The sequence below is a fragment of the Bacillus shivajii genome (genome assembly GCF_020519665.1).
Lineage (GTDB): Bacteria > Bacillota > Bacilli > Bacillales > Salisediminibacteriaceae > Bacillus_CA > Bacillus_CA shivajii.
The window spans coordinates 641,403-658,440 of the sequence record NZ_CP084703.1; the positions used below are offsets into that span (position 1 = coordinate 641,403).

The window sequence follows — 17,038 nt, forward strand, 5'->3', positions numbered from 1 at the left end:
GTCGTGAAAGTATTCGTTATTGGTAGTGGAGGAAGAGAACACGCGATTTGTTGGAAATTGGCCCAATCAAGCAAAGTTGAAAAAGTTTTTGCCGCACCAGGTAGTGATGGGATATCTGGAGAAAACATTCAGTCGATCTCAATAGAAATGAACGCTCACGGTGAATTACTTCAATTCGCTAAAGAAGAAGGAGTCGATTTAACGATTGTCGGTCCAGAAGCCCCTCTTGTTGAAGGAATCGTTGATGTATTTGAAAAAGAAGGGTTACGTATTTTTGGGCCGACAAAAGCTGCTGCGGCACTAGAAGGAAGCAAGCAATTTGCAAAAGACATCATGAAAAAGTACGACATTCCAACTGCAGCATATGAAACATTTGGTGAGATAGAGGAAGCGAAAGCTTATGTGAAAAAAATGGGTGCCCCGATTGTTATAAAAGCAGATGGATTAGCGGCTGGAAAAGGTGTTGTTGTCGCTGAAAATGAAGAAGATGCGTTACATGCGATTGATTCGATGATGAGGGAGAAAACATTCGGTGAGGCAGGAAGTAAGCTCGTTATTGAAGAGTGCTTACGTGGAGAAGAATTATCTTTAATGGCATTTGTCCATGGTAATACGGTAATTCCAATGGTTCCTGCCCAAGATCATAAGCGAGCATATGATAATGATGAAGGGCCAAACACTGGTGGAATGGGAGCGTATTCCCCTGTACCACATTTAGAGAATGAGTGGGTTGATGTTGCGGAAAAAACAGTGTTGCGTCCGATGGCTGAAGCGATGATGAAGGAAGGAGTTCCGTTCACTGGTGTTTTATACGCTGGGCTAATGATCACAGAAGAAGGGCCAAAAGTGATTGAGTTTAATGTGAGATTTGGTGATCCTGAAACACAAGTCATTCTTCCGAGAATGAAATCGGATTTAGTAGATGTTCTTGAACATACGTTAAATGGGGAAGAAATAAACATTACATGGACTGACCAAGCGTGTGTTGGTGTTGTATTAGCTTCCGAAGGGTATCCATCCTCATACGAGAAAGGACGTATCGTTCAGATCCCTCGTGTTGATGATCATTTGCAGACGTGGTTTCATGCCGGGTTGAAAAAAGAAGGTGATCAGTGGTCTACAAATGGAGGAAGAGTCTTGCTTCTTGCTTCATTAGGTACCACGATTGATGAAGCCATAGCTAATACATATGAAGTGTTACATAACGAGAAGTGGAAAGGACTCTTTTATCGTAAAGATATCGGTCATAAAGTAAAATAAAAAATTCGACAAGTGCCTGGCACTTGTCGAATGATCTTTACTCACGGTCCATTTTTTTCTTTTTTGATAGTCTCACCCAAAAAAACATGGCGGCGATAATACTTCCGAAGACCAATAAAAAGACAAATAATGTATCGATCCCATACTCAATCAATTGTCATCGCCTCCTTCATTAATTAATGGCGTATTCCACTGGATGATTCCTTTTTATTATTACGAAGGATTTACAGGAGAAATCTCAAAATCATCTTCAATTTCGTAATGATCATGGTGCTCATGTCTCATGTTTTCCTCAAATAAGTATGTCAGTGGACAGAAACGTGTAATTCCTTCAGCGATTTTCATCGATGCCATCGCCACAGTAAATAACGGCATTGGTTCTGTTCGGGAAGAGCGTCTCATCATTTTTGATAATGCCCAAGCAAATAATGTGAACCCGAATGTAATACGAACGATCGCGTTAATAATACCGATGTTTGGTTTAACCATAAAAAAACCTCCTGTAATAAAATTGTAAAATTTTCTTTATCGATTTAAAGGGAGAATATGTTAAGATAGTATAAACTTTCGAAAAAATTGGGTGATTTGTATGGTCAAAGGTTTTTCTCACTATTGGACAAAAAGACAAATACGTAAACAACTAGATGTAATCCGTGGGCATCGTGCACCAACGCTTGTTATTGAAGATGCTACGTGGTTAAATAGTGTGCGTAAGTGCTGGGTTCAAGGGAATATATGGATTTACCATGATCGTATCGTCTATACTGGAGAAAAAATGCCAGCCAATCTTAATGGAACAACGTTGTATAGTGCAAAAGGCAAATACATTGTACCTGGTTACATTGAACATCACGCTCACCCATTTCAGTTATATCATCCCCTTACACTCGCGCAATATGCATCTGAACGAGGTACAACAACTTTAATCAATGATAATATGTTGTTGTTTTTACATTTGGAAAAAAAGAAAGCGCTTACTTTATTAGATGACCTTCAAAAAACACCAGCTGCAATGCTTTGGTGGGCACGGTATGATTGTCAGACTGAATTGGTGAATGAGGACGATGTTTTTTCCTTTTCAAATATGAGAGATTGGCTTGACCACCCATATGTAGTGCAAGGCGGGGAGTTAACCGATTGGCCGAGTGTTTTACAAGGTGACGACATTATGTTGCATTGGCTTCTTGAAACGAAGGATGTCCGTAAACCGATCGAAGGGCACTTTCCAGGAGCGGGTGAAAATACATTAACTCAAATGGCACTTATTGGTGTAGATGGTGACCATGAATCAATGACAGGTGACGATGTGATTAATCGGTTGGATATGGGAATGACTGCTTCTTTACGCTACTCTTCTATACGTCCAGACTTACCGAATATTTTAAAACAATTACATGATCAAGGTTTCACGAACTATGATCGATTATTAATGACAACAGATGGTTCACCACCGAGGTTTTTAAAAGATGGAATGATGAATCAACTCATTACACTAGCGGTAGAACAAGGTGTTCCTTTTGAAGAGGCTGTTGGGATGTGTACGTATAACGTTGCCCAACATTATCATATGGACGACGTCTTAGGAATCATTGCACCAGGTAGGCTTGCGAACTTGAATTTTTTATCTTCAAAAGAGGAACCACTACCGACAGATGTCCTTTCTAAAGGTGAGTGGGTGAGAAAAAATAATCAGCCGATGTTTCCGAATCACTCATTTGAATGGGGGGATTACGGATTTACCCCGTTAAAAATTAATTGGCAACTAACAGAAGATGACTTCCATTTTTCAACCCCTATTGGTCTAGAAATGGTCAACGATGTCATTATGAAGCCGTATCAAGTGACACAAGATTTAACACAGGAAAACTTAGATCCCAATAGGGACGAATGCTTCTTTATGTTAATTGACCGTCATGGGAAATGGACAGTTTCTACAGTGATAAAAGGGTTTGTAGACGACATTTATGGTTTTGGTAGCACTTATTCAAATAGTGGAGATATTATTTTGATTGGTAAGAGTAAAAGAGGAATTTTGGCTGCATTTAATGCGTTAAAAAAACAAAATGGAGGCATTGTACTGCTTGAAAAAGAAGGAGTGGTCAGTAACATTTCTCTTGATTTAAGCGGAGTCATGTCAACGAAAAACATGGAACAATTAATAGATGAAGAAACGCATCTTGTTAATGAACTAAAAAAACGAGGGTATAAATACACAGATCCTATATACACTTTATTATTTTTCTCAGCAACCCACTTACCATATGTGCGAATTACACAAAAAGGAATTTTTGATGTGAAAAAGAAAAAGGTACTTTTTCCCTCAATTATGCGTTAAACTAAGGAAAGTAAATGGAGTTCAAATGCTCACTTATAGATAGGAGTATTTTGACATGTGTAAGAAAGGTTTGATCTTTATATGAAGCGGTTACCGTATACAATGATGGTGATCATGCTCGTTTTTCTTATTGGTCTTGCAGCTTGTTCGGCAGATGAAGAAGCGACAAATGAACAAGATGAAGTAGAAGAAACGGAGGATGAACCCACTGAAGAAGAGTCTGAACCAGCAGTGGAAGAAGAGCAGGAGGTAGAACAAGAACCTGAGTACGAAAATACGTATCCATTGACTGGAATCGGGACAAATGAAGAAGTTGGTCACCGTGCGTTTGGCGTTATGATTGAAAATTCGCTTTCGGCACGTCCGCAAACAGGCTTGAATCAAGCTGATGTGGTTTACGAAGTCCTCTCAGAAGGAACAATTACAAGACTACTTGCTTTTTACCATAGTGAACAACCAGATCGTATTGGTCCGGTTAGGAGTGCGCGTGACTATTATATTTACTTAAATAATGGCTATGATGCGATGTATGTATCCGCTGGAGGAAGCCCTCAAGCATTTGAATTGTTTCAGCAAGGTGCTGTTGCTTTTATAAGTGGTCTTAATTATGATGGTGTATACTTTTCTAGGTCGTCTGACCGAAGAGCTCCACATAATATGTACACAACATATGACGATTTAGTTGCAGCGTCTGAACATTATGGTTACGATACAGAGAGAATGCCCCCAGAGCTTCCTTTTGCTGAAGATGTAGATCGAGCAAATGACGAATTCGTCACAAAGGTTGAAATTAACTACGGAAGTTCGACGAATAATGTTCAATATGAATATGATGAAGAAGAAATGGTTTATATCCGTTCGGTCGGCGGTACGTTAGTGAACGATCAAGAAACAGACGAACCTGTGGCACCGAAAAACTTGTTTATCGTTGAAGCAGACCACCGTGTCATTGATGATGTTGGAAGGCGTCATGTTGATATTGAATCAGGTGGAAAGGCTTACTTAATTCAAGAAGGAATGCTCCATGAAGTCGAATGGCAAAATGAAGATGGTGTCATTCTCCCTTATAAAGATGGAGACCCTATGACACTATTACCAGGACAAACATTTATTAATATCGTGCCATCTAATAATGGAGGCATTGAGGGGCGTGTGACAATGAATGAAGGAGAACAATCTTAATTGATCACACACGGTTATATAAGAAAGTTTAGAAGGGATGGATAAATTCATGCAAATTGATAAGTTGCGTGGAAAAGAACTAGATCAACTCTTTGAAGCGATGCTGAGCTTAAAGGACAAAGAAGAATGTTACCAATTTTTTGATGACCTATGTACAATGAATGAGATTCAATCTCTCGCTCAACGTCTAGAAGTAGCTCGTATGCTTATGGGCGGTTATACATATCAGCGTATTGAAAAAGACACGGGGGCAAGTACTGCAACAATCTCCCGCGTAAAACGTTGTATCAACTACGGTAATGACGGTTATCAAATGACACTTGATCGAGTGCATAATGAGCAAAAATAAACATAAGAACCGCACTTTCTAGTTTCAAAGAAAGTGCGGTTTTTAATTGTTTCGAGTGGTAGAAATATCCAGGTGCCTGGCACCTGGATATTTATGGATACCGGAGAGTGTTCAACGCAAGTTTTGTATTGGTTAAGTTAGAATGATTCTAAGTTACGGAGAAAATGAGATTTTCGCGGATAAACAGAGATAGTTGCTGAATAAATTGAAATTTTTGCGGTTAACAGAAAAAATTTACGGATAAATCAAAATTCTCACGGACAAACAGAAAAAGTCACGGACAAATCAAAATTCTCACGGACAAACAGAAAAAGTCACGGACAAATGAAAATTTTCGTGAATCAGTTACCTTATTTTTAAACACTGATCATAAGTTAACACCATTTTACTTCACAATATTATGCGTATTGATTAATATAAGTATGAAGGAACATCAACTTGTTTCGTAAAATTACATAAAGGAAGTGAAACGATTGATTATTAAACCTCGCACGTATCCTCTAGAGCTCAGGCGCCTCGAAGCCCTGTTGGCAAGGCTCCCCGAAACCCACCCTCAATGGAACAAAATCAACGATGAGTTTTCAAGAAGGTCAGCTGGTTTTAAAGGAGAACGATTGTCCGACTACTTTTTACAACCTCTCCAAGCTTCAAAGGAGCATCTTATTTTATCTGACTTACGCCTCCACCTAAAAGGTGTTTACTTTCAAATGGATACGCTTATACTCACCCGAAAATTTATTCTTGTTTTAGAAATAAAAAACATAATAGGACAATTAATTTTTGATCATGCTTTTCAGCAGCTAATAAGATCAAACGGTGAAAAAAAGGATATTTTTCCTTGCCCAATAAATCAAGTCGAAAACAACGTATGGCAACTGGGGCAATTTTTAATAGGAAAAAATTTTGATAGGAAGTTACCGGTCTATGGCCTAGTTGTTATTACGAATCAAGGCGCTGAAATTATGAATGAACAATTAGATAATAAAGTAAGAGACACTGTTGTTAGAGGAAGAAATCTATTACGCAGAATCACCTCCTTAGAAAAGAGATGTAGCGAAGAGAAAATATCCATGAAAGAGTTAAATAAAATTAGTAATGTTTTAAAGAGAGCACACTCACCGTGGTTACCTGACTATGAATCCCCTCTTGTACCTGTAGATGACATTATTCCAGGAATTCGATGTTTGGAATGTGGTTCCCTCCCAATTGACCGCGCATATAGTTGTTGGTATTGCGAAAATTGTAAAGCTAAAACAAAACACTCCTATAAAGAAACATTGGTTGACTACGCTTTATTAATCTCCCCAACGATTAAAACAAGAGAATACATGAACTTCTCATTACTTCATTCAATGGATGTCGCCTATAGGCATCTAAATCACCTAAGGCTCCCTACACATGGGGCAAAGAAAAATAGAGAGTATGATCTGATAAAATTTGTTTTAAAGCGAATGAAAGAGTATAGATTAAAATGATTTTAAGTCACGGACAAATCAAAATTTTCGCGGACAAACAGAAAAAGTCACGGACAAATCAAAATTTCCGCGGACAAACACAAAAAGTCACGGACAAACCAAAGTGGATAAATTACCATCACCTTTATTTTACCTTCCTTAATGAGTCCACTGCTGTTTTTTGATATACTAGTCAGAGTGAAAAGACAATGTTGGAGGAACTGATAATGCTTGAATATAAAGAATGGAAACATGTATTTAAACTAGATCCGAACAAACAGATTTCCGATGAAGCGTTGGAGCAAATATGTGAATCAGGAACAGATGCGGTCATTGTCGGTGGCAGTGATGGAGTAACAGAAGAAAATACGTTAGATCTCCTTATGCGAGTTCGCAGGTTCTCCCTTGCATGTGCACTTGAAGTATCCAATATGCACTCGATTGTACCTGGATTTGATTATTACTTAATTCCTTCTGTGTTAAACACACGCCATGTAACATGGCTCAACGGTCTTCATCACCGAGCATTAAAGGAATTCGGTGAGATTATGAATTGGGAGGAAGTCCTCTCAGAAGGGTATTGCGTGTTAAATCCCGATTCCAAAGTTGCGCAACTGACAGATGCACAAACCGAGCTTGACGAAAATGACGTGGTAGCCTATGCACGAATGACAGACAAGTTATTTAACATGCCGATCTTTTATTTAGAATATAGCGGTACTTACGGAGACCCGACAATCGTTTCAAAAGTTTCCGACGTGCTTGAGACCACACAATTGATTTACGGCGGTGGCATAGACAGTGAGGAAAAAGCCAAAGAAATGGCGCAATATGCAAGTACAATTGTCGTAGGTGATATCATTTATGATGACTTAAAAGCAGCACTTAAAACGGTGAAAGCTATACGGAAGTAAGTATACAATTTCTTGAAATTACGATAAACTAGCGTTATAGAACATATGTTTGGATGGTGGTAAAATGGAACGCATGAAAGAGCAGTTGTTAGAAGGGTTAAACCCTGAACAAAAAGAAGCGGTAAAGCACGGTGACGGACCGCTACTCATTATGGCTGGTGCAGGAAGTGGGAAAACGAGAGTATTAACGCACCGCATGGCGTACTTAATTGCTGAAAATGGAGTACCGCATTGGTCAATCTTAGCGATTACCTTTACGAATAAAGCGGCACGTGAAATGAAAGAACGTGTGGCAAAAATTGCAGGTGGACAAGCAGAGGAAATGTGGATTTCAACTTTCCACTCGATGTGTGTACGTATTCTTCGCCGAGACATTGACAGAATAGGGGTCAATCGTAACTTTACGATTTTAGATGGATCAGACCAGCAAACGGTTATAAAACGACTCATGAAAGAGTTAAACATTGATGTGAAAAAGTTTGAGCCTCGTTCGATTTTAGGTTCGATTAGCTCAGCAAAAAACGAATTAAAAACGCCGAAAGACCTTGAAAAAACAGCTTCTGGACCTTACGAAGAAACCGTACACAAAGTGTATGAAGCTTATGCAAAAGAGTTAAAGAAAAATCAAGCGCTTGATTTCGATGACTTGATTATGACGACGATTAGACTTTTTAATCAAGTACCAGAAGTTTTGGAATACTATCAGCGTAGGTTTCGTTATATCATGGTTGATGAGTATCAAGATACAAACCATGCACAATATAAGTTAGTGAAGATGATTGCAGAAAGTCATGAAAATATTTGTGTAGTTGGTGACTCTGACCAGTCCATCTATCGTTGGCGTGGTGCTGATATTAAAAACATCTTATCGTTTGAAAAAGACTATCCAAATGCTACGACAATCATGCTAGAGCAAAACTATCGTTCGACGAAACGCATTTTACAAGCGGCGAACGTAGTGATTGAAAACAATATGAATCGTAAACCGAAAAAACTTTGGACTGATAACGATGAAGGCGAAAAAATATCTTATTATGAAGCAGATAGTGAGCATGATGAAGCGCAGTTTGTCATCGGAAAAATAAAGGAGTTAACTGAACAACAACAAGTTTCTCCTGCTGATATTGCCGTTTTATACCGTACAAACGCTCAATCGCGTGTGATTGAGGAAATGTTTGTGAAATCGAACATTCCTTACACGATCGTTGGCGGAACAAAGTTCTACGACAGAAAAGAAATTAAAGATTTACTAGCTTACTTACGCTTAGTGGCAAATCCAGACGATGATATTAGCTTCCGCAGGATTATCAATGTACCACGGCGTGGGATAGGTAACACAACAGTCGATAAAATTAGTGCTTACGCGGCAACTCATGACTTATCGTTTTACCAAGCATTACAAGAAGTCGATCAAATTGGTTTAAGTGCTCGTTTCCATAAAACGTTACGTGAATTTAGCGATCAACTAAGAAACTGGGTACAAATGCAAGACTATTTATCGGTCACAGAACTAGTGGAAGAACTGCTAGAAAAAACGGGATACCGCGAGATGCTTAAAAATGAAAAATCTTTAGAAGCTGAAGCCCGTTTAGAGAACATTAACGAGTTTTTATCTGTTACGAAAGAGTTTGAGAAAAGCAATGATGACAAGTCTCTTATCGCATTTTTAACCGATTTAGCATTAATTGCGGATATTGATAAAGTTGATGATGAAAATGAAGAAGAGCAAGAGAAGGCTTTGCTTATGACATTACACTCGGCGAAAGGTCTTGAGTTCCCTTATGTCTTCCTCATCGGTCTTGAGGAAGGGGTATTCCCACATAGCCGGTCGTTAATGGAGGAAGCAGAAATGGAAGAGGAGCGTCGCCTTGCTTACGTAGGGATCACTCGTGCCGAAGAACAGCTCTACTTAACGCGTGCAAGGATGCGTACACTCTACGGTAGAACAAATATGAATCCTGCGTCACGCTTTTTAAGTGAAATTCCTGAGGACTTATTAGATTCATTAAAAGAAGAAAAAAGTGAAGCGACACCGCCGTGGATGAAAACGTCAAGGTCAGCAGGATCAGGATTAGGTTCACCCCAAAGTGCAAGACCAACCCCTTCACAACCTTCTTCGACACGTACAACGCAACGTAAGGCGACGACGAAAACAGGTGGAGATTCTTTTGAATGGAGTGTTGGTGACAAAGCTTCCCATAAAAAATGGGGTGTTGGAACAGTTGTCAGCATGAAAGGTGATGGGGAAAATGTGGAATTAGATATTGCATTTCCTCAAGTTGGGATAAAACGACTATTTGCGAAGTTTGCACCAATTACGAAAGTGTAAGGTGGGAAGAACATGTCCGAGCAAGATGTGAAAATTGAAATTGACCGTTTAACAGATTTACTAAATGAATATGCCTATCATTATTATGTGTTAGATCAGCCGAAAGTGTCGGATGCAGAATATGATCAATTGCTACGCGATTTAATGGGACTTGAACAAGACCACCCAGCGTTAAAGCGAGAAGACTCACCGAGTGAACGTGTCGGTGGCGAACCGTTAGATCATTTTAAAAAAGTCCAGCATGATATTCCGATGCTTAGTTTATCGAATGCCTTTAATGAAGAAGAGTTACGTGATTTTGACCGCCGAGCACAGCAAGGGCTGGGGCATACACCAACATATAGCTGTGAACTGAAGATTGATGGTCTTGCAGTGACCTTGAAATATGAAAACGGGCGTTTCGTTCAAGGAGCAACACGTGGTGACGGAACGACGGGAGAAGATATTACGAGTAATTTAAAGACGATTGCCTCGATTCCGCTCAGGTTAAAGGAAGACGTAACGATTGAAGTGCGTGGAGAAGCGTTTATGCCGAAACGTTCATTTGATCGTTTAAATGAAGCAAAGGAAAAAAACGGAGAGCAATTATTTGCTAATCCTCGAAATGCTGCAGCTGGTTCTTTACGTCAACTCGATCCAAAAATTGCAGCGAAGAGAAATTTAGATATTTTTATCTATTCAATTGGACAAGTGCAAGACAAAGAAATCGACTCGCACCATGAAGCATTGCAATACGTCGAGTCTCTAGGCTTTAAAACAAATGACCAGCATAAGCATTGTGAAACGATTGAAGAAGTGATCACTTACTGCGAAGGCTGGCTAGATAAAAGAGCAGACTTGCCGTATGAAATTGATGGGATTGTCATTAAGGTAGATTCGCTTAAGGATCAAGAAAAATTAGGGTTTACAGCGAAGAGCCCGAGGTGGGCAACTGCATTCAAGTTTCCTGCAGAAGAAGTGGTGACAACTCTTCAAGATATTGAATTAAGCATCGGAAGAACGGGGGTTGTCACACCAACAGCGATATTAGATCCGGTGTCAGTAGCTGGAACGACCGTACAACGTGCATCACTTCATAACGAAGACCTCATTCGTGAAAAAGATTTGAAGCTCGGTGACAAGGTGACGATTAAGAAAGCGGGGGACATTATTCCTGAAGTTGTTAATGTTTTAACAGAACAGCGTACAGGTAGTGAAAAAGATTTTCACATGCCAACAGAATGTCCGGAGTGCGAAAGTGAACTGGTCCGACTCGAAGGAGAAGTTGCCCTTCGTTGTGTGAATCCAAAATGTCCGGCACAAATTCGTGAAGGACTTATTCATTTTGTTTCCCGAAATGCGATGAATATTGATGGACTTGGTGAGCGTGTCATTACACAATTGTTCTCTCATCAGTTGGTTACAGATGTTGCAGACCTTTACAAACTGAAGCGCGAAGAATTGTTACAGTTAGAACGAATGGGAGAAAAATCAGTCGATAATTTATTAACGGCGATTGAGGCAAGCAAAGAAAATTCGTTGGAAAAACTTTTATTTGGTCTCGGTATTCGGTTCGTTGGTTCAAAAGCGGCAAAAACATTAGCCCAGCACTTCGAAACCGTTGATAAACTGAAAGAAGCGACGCGTGCACAGTTGGAAGACATCGATGAAATCGGGGAAAAAATGGCGGATGCAGTTGTTACTTATTTTGAAAAGCCTCAAGTAGATGAATTGATTGATGAGCTAAAAGAACTAGGTGTCAATACAACATATAAAGGGCCAAAACCGATTTCACAAGAAGAGAATGATTCTTACTTCTCTGGCAAGACAATTGTTTTAACTGGTACGATGGAAGAGTTAAATCGTAACGACGCAAAAGCTGAAATTGAAGCTCTTGGTGGCAAAGTAACAGGAAGTGTCAGTGCGAAAACAGATCTTCTTATAGCTGGGGAAAAAGCAGGTTCTAAATTGAAAAAAGCAGAAGAATTGCAGATTGAAATTTGGGATGAAGCACGGTTAATCGAAGAACTAAAAAGATAAACACATGATATCAGTGAAATCGTCTGATACTGAGATTAACGTGAAATATATTGAAAGCCTGAGCGCTAAGCAAAGGGCGAGGAGTGTGAACGACGGATGAGAAAACAAATCAGCTTGTTAAGTGTCTCGTTTTTGCTGATTTTATCCGGATGTATTCCTGCGTTGGAGCGGGGAGAGGAAGATGTAATCGTCGTTGAAGAAACGGACGAGGGAGAAGAGCAACAATATGTCATCACACCAACGATTGATACACCTGAGCAGTTTTATCGTAACGTATTAGTCGATGGAAAATATCATCGTAGTCATACGCGAGGAAATGTAGCGCACGCGATGAATAATCGTATAGACATAAATCAATTTGAAGTAGGGTTATTGGAAATTGCGATGGGGCAATACGATAGTAGTCAGTATTACTTTCAAGAAGGGCAATTTCTAGATTCAGGTACAATTAATAGTTGGTTGAGAAGGTACGATCCAACTGAATCCCGTTATGAAAATGGATTAAATCCTTCACTTGGATATTGGCAAGATATCGAAAATAATGCTGAATATGAAACGATTCAGGATGTAATAGAGGATGAGTCACGAGAAGATCGAGAACATCGAATGCGGTATAACCCGCTAGTACTTTCTCATGTTATGGAGCATAATTACTTTTACGGAAATGAAGAAGACGGTTTACACTTAGGAGGAGTCGTTCTAGGAATTGGCCTTCGATCTGTTTATTATTTTCACACTGATGATGAAGATGGTGGTAGGTATTTTCATGAACAACCCCTCGACCATCCAGATATCGATATTGACCCTATAGAGTATGGAAAAGAAGCAGCCCAAGTGATGATTGAGCGGTTAAGAGAAGAGGAAGGTTTGGAAGAGGAACCAATTACAATTGCTCTTTATCAAGAGGAACGTAGCGGGTCCATTGTCCCTGGGTCATTCATTTCAATGACGCAAGTAGGAGAAGGAGAAACAACCATTCAAAATTGGGAGCCAATTGACGAACAGTTTTTCTTCTTTCCATCTAGAGCAGCTAATGACTCATTACCTAATCAAGCCAGTGCCTTTTCACAATTTAAGTCGGATGTTGAAGGATTTTACGATCGAACGATCGGGGTTGTTGGAAAAGGACGCTATAAAAATGAATCACTTGAGGAAATGAAGATCGAGATTAACCTTCAAACATCAAGAAAGCCGGAGATCATTGCGCTTACTCAATTTGTGAGCGGGCGGTTATCCAATACTTTTTCAGACCAGGCTCCCGTCTATGTGTATATCGAATCGGTTAGCGGTCCGGAAAGTCTAATTGTCAAATATCCAGAAGAAGAACCATATGTCCATATATATAAATAAAAAAGAGTGTTCACAGAAAGCTTAACCTTCTGTGACACTCTTTTTTTTTAGAAATATGTCGTTTCATCTCGTTCTTAGTAGGATTAGAACCGCATCATATGGTTAAAGGTAACATCGTCTATAATTACTCTTTTTATATGGAAATCTAAGAATAAAACTGTTTTACATTTATGAAGTGTAGAGTAAATTTAAAAGTAAAGTTGGAGCATGCCTAAATACATAAAATTGTTAAAAAAGGATGAAATTCCCTTTTTGCCTAACTTATATTCATTTTTTTAAATGAATATATATGTCTATATATTATTGTAAGCGCTTTATTACAGGGTTGTTTTGTATAAAAATACATTCAAACATTAATAAAATAATCTTTGCAATGTTCTGATAATTATGGTGTGTTATAGTTTCTTTTGTGCTCTTGTTTTGTAGTTGTCGGTTAATGCTGAAAATTCTCTAAAATGTATAAAGGTGTATAAGTTATATTTGTCGAATATAGAATAACTAAGCATCTTAGAGTTATAGGTCATTATAATTAGTTAATCAAGCATAATAGCAAAAGATTACTCCTAAGGAGGTGACATGATGGAACACGCGCTTACAACAGCTACATGGTTCTGGTTATTCATCCCAATGCCACTATTGGTTATTTTATCTATTATTACTTACTTTACTGAGAGGAGCAATTAAACTTGGAAACTTCAACTTTAGTTACGTTTATAATCTATTTAGTTGGTATGTTAGCAATTGGACTTGTTGCATACAAAATGACACACAATTTATCAGACTACGTTCTAGGTGGTCGTCGTTTAGGTGGAGGAGTTGCAGCACTTAGTGCCGGCGCTTCTGATATGAGTAGTTGGTTATTACTCGGTTTACCTGGTGCAATGTACGCTGCAGGTATGACAGAAATTTGGATCGCAGTAGGTCTTGCGGTAGGTGCTTATTTAAACTGGCAGTTTGTAGCAAAGAGGTTACGTATTTATACAGAAATCTCTGGTGACTCTATTACTCTACCAGATTACTTTGAAAACCGATTTAAAGATAGCTCGAAAGTGTTACGTATGGTATCTGCAATTGTTATTTTAGTATTTTTTGCTTTTTATACGTCATCAGGGCTTGTCGGTGGAGCGATTCTATTCGAAAACTCATTTGGATTAAGCTATACACAAGCATTATGGATCGGTGCAATTGTTATTATTTCATATACGTTCCTTGGAGGCTTCTTGGCAGTATCATGGACAGACTTTGCTCAAGGTATTCTTATGTTTGTGGCATTGATTCTCGTACCAGTTGTTGCGATCCAACGTATGGGTGGCTGGGGAGAAACAGTCAACCGTGTAGGAGAGATCGACCCTGTATATCTTGATGTATTTACTGGAACGACAGCATTAGGAATTATTTCTTTATTAGCTTGGGGCTTAGGTTACTTCGGACAACCACATATTTTAGCTCGTTTTATGGCGATTAAATCAAAAAATGAAATTCCGAAAGCTCGTTTAATCGGAATGTCATGGATGGTATTTGCATTGTTTGGAGCAATTTTCACAGGTTTTGTTGGGATTGCGTTTTTCGCTGACGCACCTCTAGAAAACTCTGAAACAGTGTTTATTGAGTTCACGCAAGTGTTATTCCACCCTTGGGTTGCAGGTTTCTTACTAGCAGCGATTTTAGCGGCAATCATGAGTACAATTGACTCACAATTACTTGTTTCTTCAAGTGCGTTAACGGAAGACTTCTATAAAGCGATTTTCCGTAAAAATGCTTCACAGAAAGAACTTGTATTAGTTGGCCGTATTGGGGTAGTACTCATTGCATTATTTGCGATTTTCTTAGCGTATAACCCAGATGCAACAGTATTAGAGCTTGTTGGTTATGCGTGGGCAGGGTTTGGAGCAGCATTTGGCCCAGTCGTTATCTTATCTTTATTCTGGAAGAAGATGACGCGTAATGGTGCGTTAGCTGGTATGGTCGTCGGTGGTGCAACAGTTATTCTTTGGGATGTATTATCACCAATTGCATTATACGAAATTGTACCAGGCTTTATCCTAGCGACTTTAGCAATCATTGTCTTCAGTTTAATTGGTAATGGACCAGGTAAAGAAATTGAAGAAGAGTTCGAACGCGTTAGAGAAGAAGTATAACTTTTAAGTAAATACCAGTTAATCCCAGGTGCCTGGCACCTGGGATTTTTTGGTTTTTCTTGCGGCGGGGCGTAGGGTGTGGATGTTTGAGTTAGCTATTGAGCGGTTAGTAAGTTAATAGTTTAATATTTTGTTGTCAGGCAGGTGGAGGCTATGGACATTTCAGCGGATGTTGTCGGCTTTAGCTTTATTATATTAGGAATATTATTATTGATTGGAAAATGGATTCGCGTGTTTACTCCGTTATTTCGGAATTATTTTATACCAAGTTCAATGATTGCTGGGTTAATTGGATTACTTGTCGGTCCCGAAGTACTAGGTGCATTTGGTCTTCATTTATTTGATAATGGCGGTATTTTTCCTATGGCGATGATTGACGTTTGGAGCGTTTTACCTGGTCTTTTCATAAATGTCATTTTCGCGTCGTTATTTTTAGGGATGACTTTTCCGAAGACAAAGAAAATGTGGGAAGTAGCAGGTCCGCAAATTACGTTTGCTCATATCCTTTCTTGGGGGCAGTATGTTGTCGGGATCGGCCTAGTGCTTGTTATTCTTACCCCATTCTTTGGAATGAACCCGGCGAGTGGAGCTCTGTTAGAGATTAGTTTTGTCGGAGGACATGGAACAGCTGCAGGGTTGTCAGATACGTTTGAGGCAGTGGGCTTTGAGGAAGGAAGAGACCTTGCGATTGGCCTTGCAACTGTGGGTGTATTATCTGGTGTCTTCTTAGGCATGGGATTAATTAATTGGGGAGCAAGAAAAGGAAAGACAGTAATATTAAAAAGTCCAGCTGATTTGTCAGATGAAATGAAAAGAGGGATTATCGCTGATGAAGATCAGAAGGAAGAACCAGCAGGCAAGAAAACAACGAGATCTGAATTTATAGAAACACTTACTGTCCATTTCGGGTATATTGGTGCGGCGATCTTTGTCGGCTTTCTCTTGCTAGAAGGATTTATATTCATAGAAGAGTGGTTATGGATTGAACAGATAGAAATTTTCACGCACTTGCCCTTATTCCCATTAGCGATGATTGGTGCTGTGATCGTGCAGTTATTTTTAAATCGTTTTATAAAGTACAATGTGATCGACCGTGGTGTCATTAACCGTATCCAAGGATTAGCGCTAGATTTATTAATTGTTTCGGCTCTTGCTTCCTTGTCGCTCACAGTCATTGGTGAATATTTTATTCCGTTTTTAATTATGGCTGTCTCTGCAATTGCATGGAACTTGTTTGCTTTTCTGGTTATTGCACCGAAAGTAATGACTTCTCACTGGTTTGAAAGAGCAATTGGAGATTTAGGGCAAGCGATGGGTATGAGTGCTGCCGGGCTCATGTTAATAAAATTAGCTGATCCAGAAAATGAGTCACCATCGAAAGAAGGATTTAGTTATAAGCAGTTATTATTAGATATTTTTGTCGGTGGTGGATTTGTCACAGCTGCATCAGTTCCGCTTATTGTTGCGTTAGGTCCAGTAATGACATTTGTGTCTGCGATCATTATTACGACTGGGTGGCTATTGTTAGGTTTCTTTTACTTTGGAAGGAAGTAATTGTCTATGCGTCCAGATCGGGATATTCCATAAAATCCCATGTGCCAGGCACCTGGGATTTTATGGGTATTTACCTCTCTTTGCTGTGTCATTCGTTGCTTGTCCTACTCTACTTTGGTATCATCGTACTATTATAAAGCATGGTATGAAGTGG

13 protein-coding genes are annotated in these 17,038 nt (G+C 39.2%); 11 read left to right on the forward strand and 2 right to left on the reverse strand.

The window, feature by feature from the left end; translation table 11 throughout:
• The first annotated feature begins 3 nt into the window (after nucleotides 1-3).
• Nucleotides 4-1,260: a phosphoribosylamine--glycine ligase gene (gene purD / locus LGQ02_RS03135; RefSeq protein WP_226516783.1), complete on the forward strand. Its 1,257-nt coding sequence runs from the start codon at nucleotides 4-6 to the stop codon at nucleotides 1,258-1,260.
• Nucleotides 1,261-1,297: 37 nt separating this feature from the next.
• Here purD and LGQ02_RS21450 read toward each other — a convergent pair whose 3' ends face one another.
• Both LGQ02_RS21450 and LGQ02_RS03140 read right to left on the reverse strand, forming a co-directional pair.
• Nucleotides 1,298-1,414 carry an EYxxD motif small membrane protein gene (locus tag LGQ02_RS21450; protein WP_404802376.1) on the reverse strand — a complete coding sequence of 39 codons (117 nt, stop codon included), beginning with the start codon at nucleotides 1,412-1,414 and terminating at the stop codon, nucleotides 1,298-1,300.
• 59 nt (nucleotides 1,415-1,473) lie between these two features.
• Nucleotides 1,474-1,749 (reverse strand): YgaP family membrane protein, encoded by a 276-nt coding sequence (locus tag LGQ02_RS03140; protein ID WP_226516784.1) that lies wholly within the window; start codon nucleotides 1,747-1,749, stop codon nucleotides 1,474-1,476.
• Nucleotides 1,750-1,849: 100 nt separating this feature from the next.
• On the opposite strand from LGQ02_RS03140, the gene LGQ02_RS03145 reads away from it, so the two are divergent.
• From LGQ02_RS03145 to LGQ02_RS03190, 10 genes are all read left to right on the forward strand, one after another.
• Nucleotides 1,850-3,595 (forward strand): adenine deaminase C-terminal domain-containing protein, encoded by a 1,746-nt coding sequence (locus tag LGQ02_RS03145; protein WP_226516785.1) that lies wholly within the window; start codon nucleotides 1,850-1,852, stop codon nucleotides 3,593-3,595.
• 81 nt (nucleotides 3,596-3,676) lie between these two features.
• A complete protein-coding gene (locus LGQ02_RS03150) occupies nucleotides 3,677-4,777 on the forward strand; it encodes a DUF3048 domain-containing protein (RefSeq protein WP_226516786.1) in 1,101 nt (366 codons plus the stop codon).
• A gap of 49 nt (nucleotides 4,778-4,826) precedes the next feature.
• Nucleotides 4,827-5,126, forward strand: coding sequence for a YerC/YecD family TrpR-related protein (locus LGQ02_RS03155; RefSeq protein WP_226516787.1), 300 nt, complete (start codon nucleotides 4,827-4,829; stop codon nucleotides 5,124-5,126).
• 473 nt (nucleotides 5,127-5,599) lie between these two features.
• Nucleotides 5,600-6,601, forward strand: coding sequence for a nuclease-related domain-containing protein (locus tag LGQ02_RS03160; protein WP_226516788.1), 1,002 nt, complete (start codon nucleotides 5,600-5,602; stop codon nucleotides 6,599-6,601).
• 206 nt (nucleotides 6,602-6,807) lie between these two features.
• On the forward strand, nucleotides 6,808-7,494 hold the full coding sequence (locus tag LGQ02_RS03165) for a heptaprenylglyceryl phosphate synthase (protein ID WP_226516789.1): 687 nt from the start codon (nucleotides 6,808-6,810) through the stop codon (nucleotides 7,492-7,494).
• Between the two features lie 64 nt (nucleotides 7,495-7,558).
• A complete protein-coding gene (gene pcrA, locus LGQ02_RS03170; RefSeq protein ID WP_226516790.1) occupies nucleotides 7,559-9,823 on the forward strand; it encodes a DNA helicase PcrA in 2,265 nt (754 codons plus the stop codon).
• A 12-nt stretch (nucleotides 9,824-9,835) separates the two neighbouring features.
• Nucleotides 9,836-11,842, forward strand: a complete 2,007-nt coding sequence (gene ligA / locus LGQ02_RS03175) for an NAD-dependent DNA ligase LigA (protein WP_226516791.1) — start codon at nucleotides 9,836-9,838, stop codon at nucleotides 11,840-11,842.
• A gap of 96 nt (nucleotides 11,843-11,938) precedes the next feature.
• The gene (locus LGQ02_RS03180; protein WP_226516792.1) at nucleotides 11,939-13,192 is read left to right on the forward strand and encodes a CamS family sex pheromone protein; all 1,254 of its coding nucleotides are present in this window, start codon (nucleotides 11,939-11,941) and stop codon (nucleotides 13,190-13,192) included.
• A 686-nt stretch (nucleotides 13,193-13,878) separates the two neighbouring features.
• Complete coding sequence (putP, locus tag LGQ02_RS03185; RefSeq protein ID WP_226516793.1) at nucleotides 13,879-15,330, forward strand: sodium/proline symporter PutP; 1,452 nt, start codon at nucleotides 13,879-13,881, stop codon at nucleotides 15,328-15,330.
• A 153-nt stretch (nucleotides 15,331-15,483) separates the two neighbouring features.
• The gene (locus LGQ02_RS03190; RefSeq protein WP_226516794.1) at nucleotides 15,484-16,884 is read left to right on the forward strand and encodes a sodium/glutamate symporter; all 1,401 of its coding nucleotides are present in this window, start codon (nucleotides 15,484-15,486) and stop codon (nucleotides 16,882-16,884) included.
• Nucleotides 16,885-17,038 lie beyond the last annotated feature (154 nt).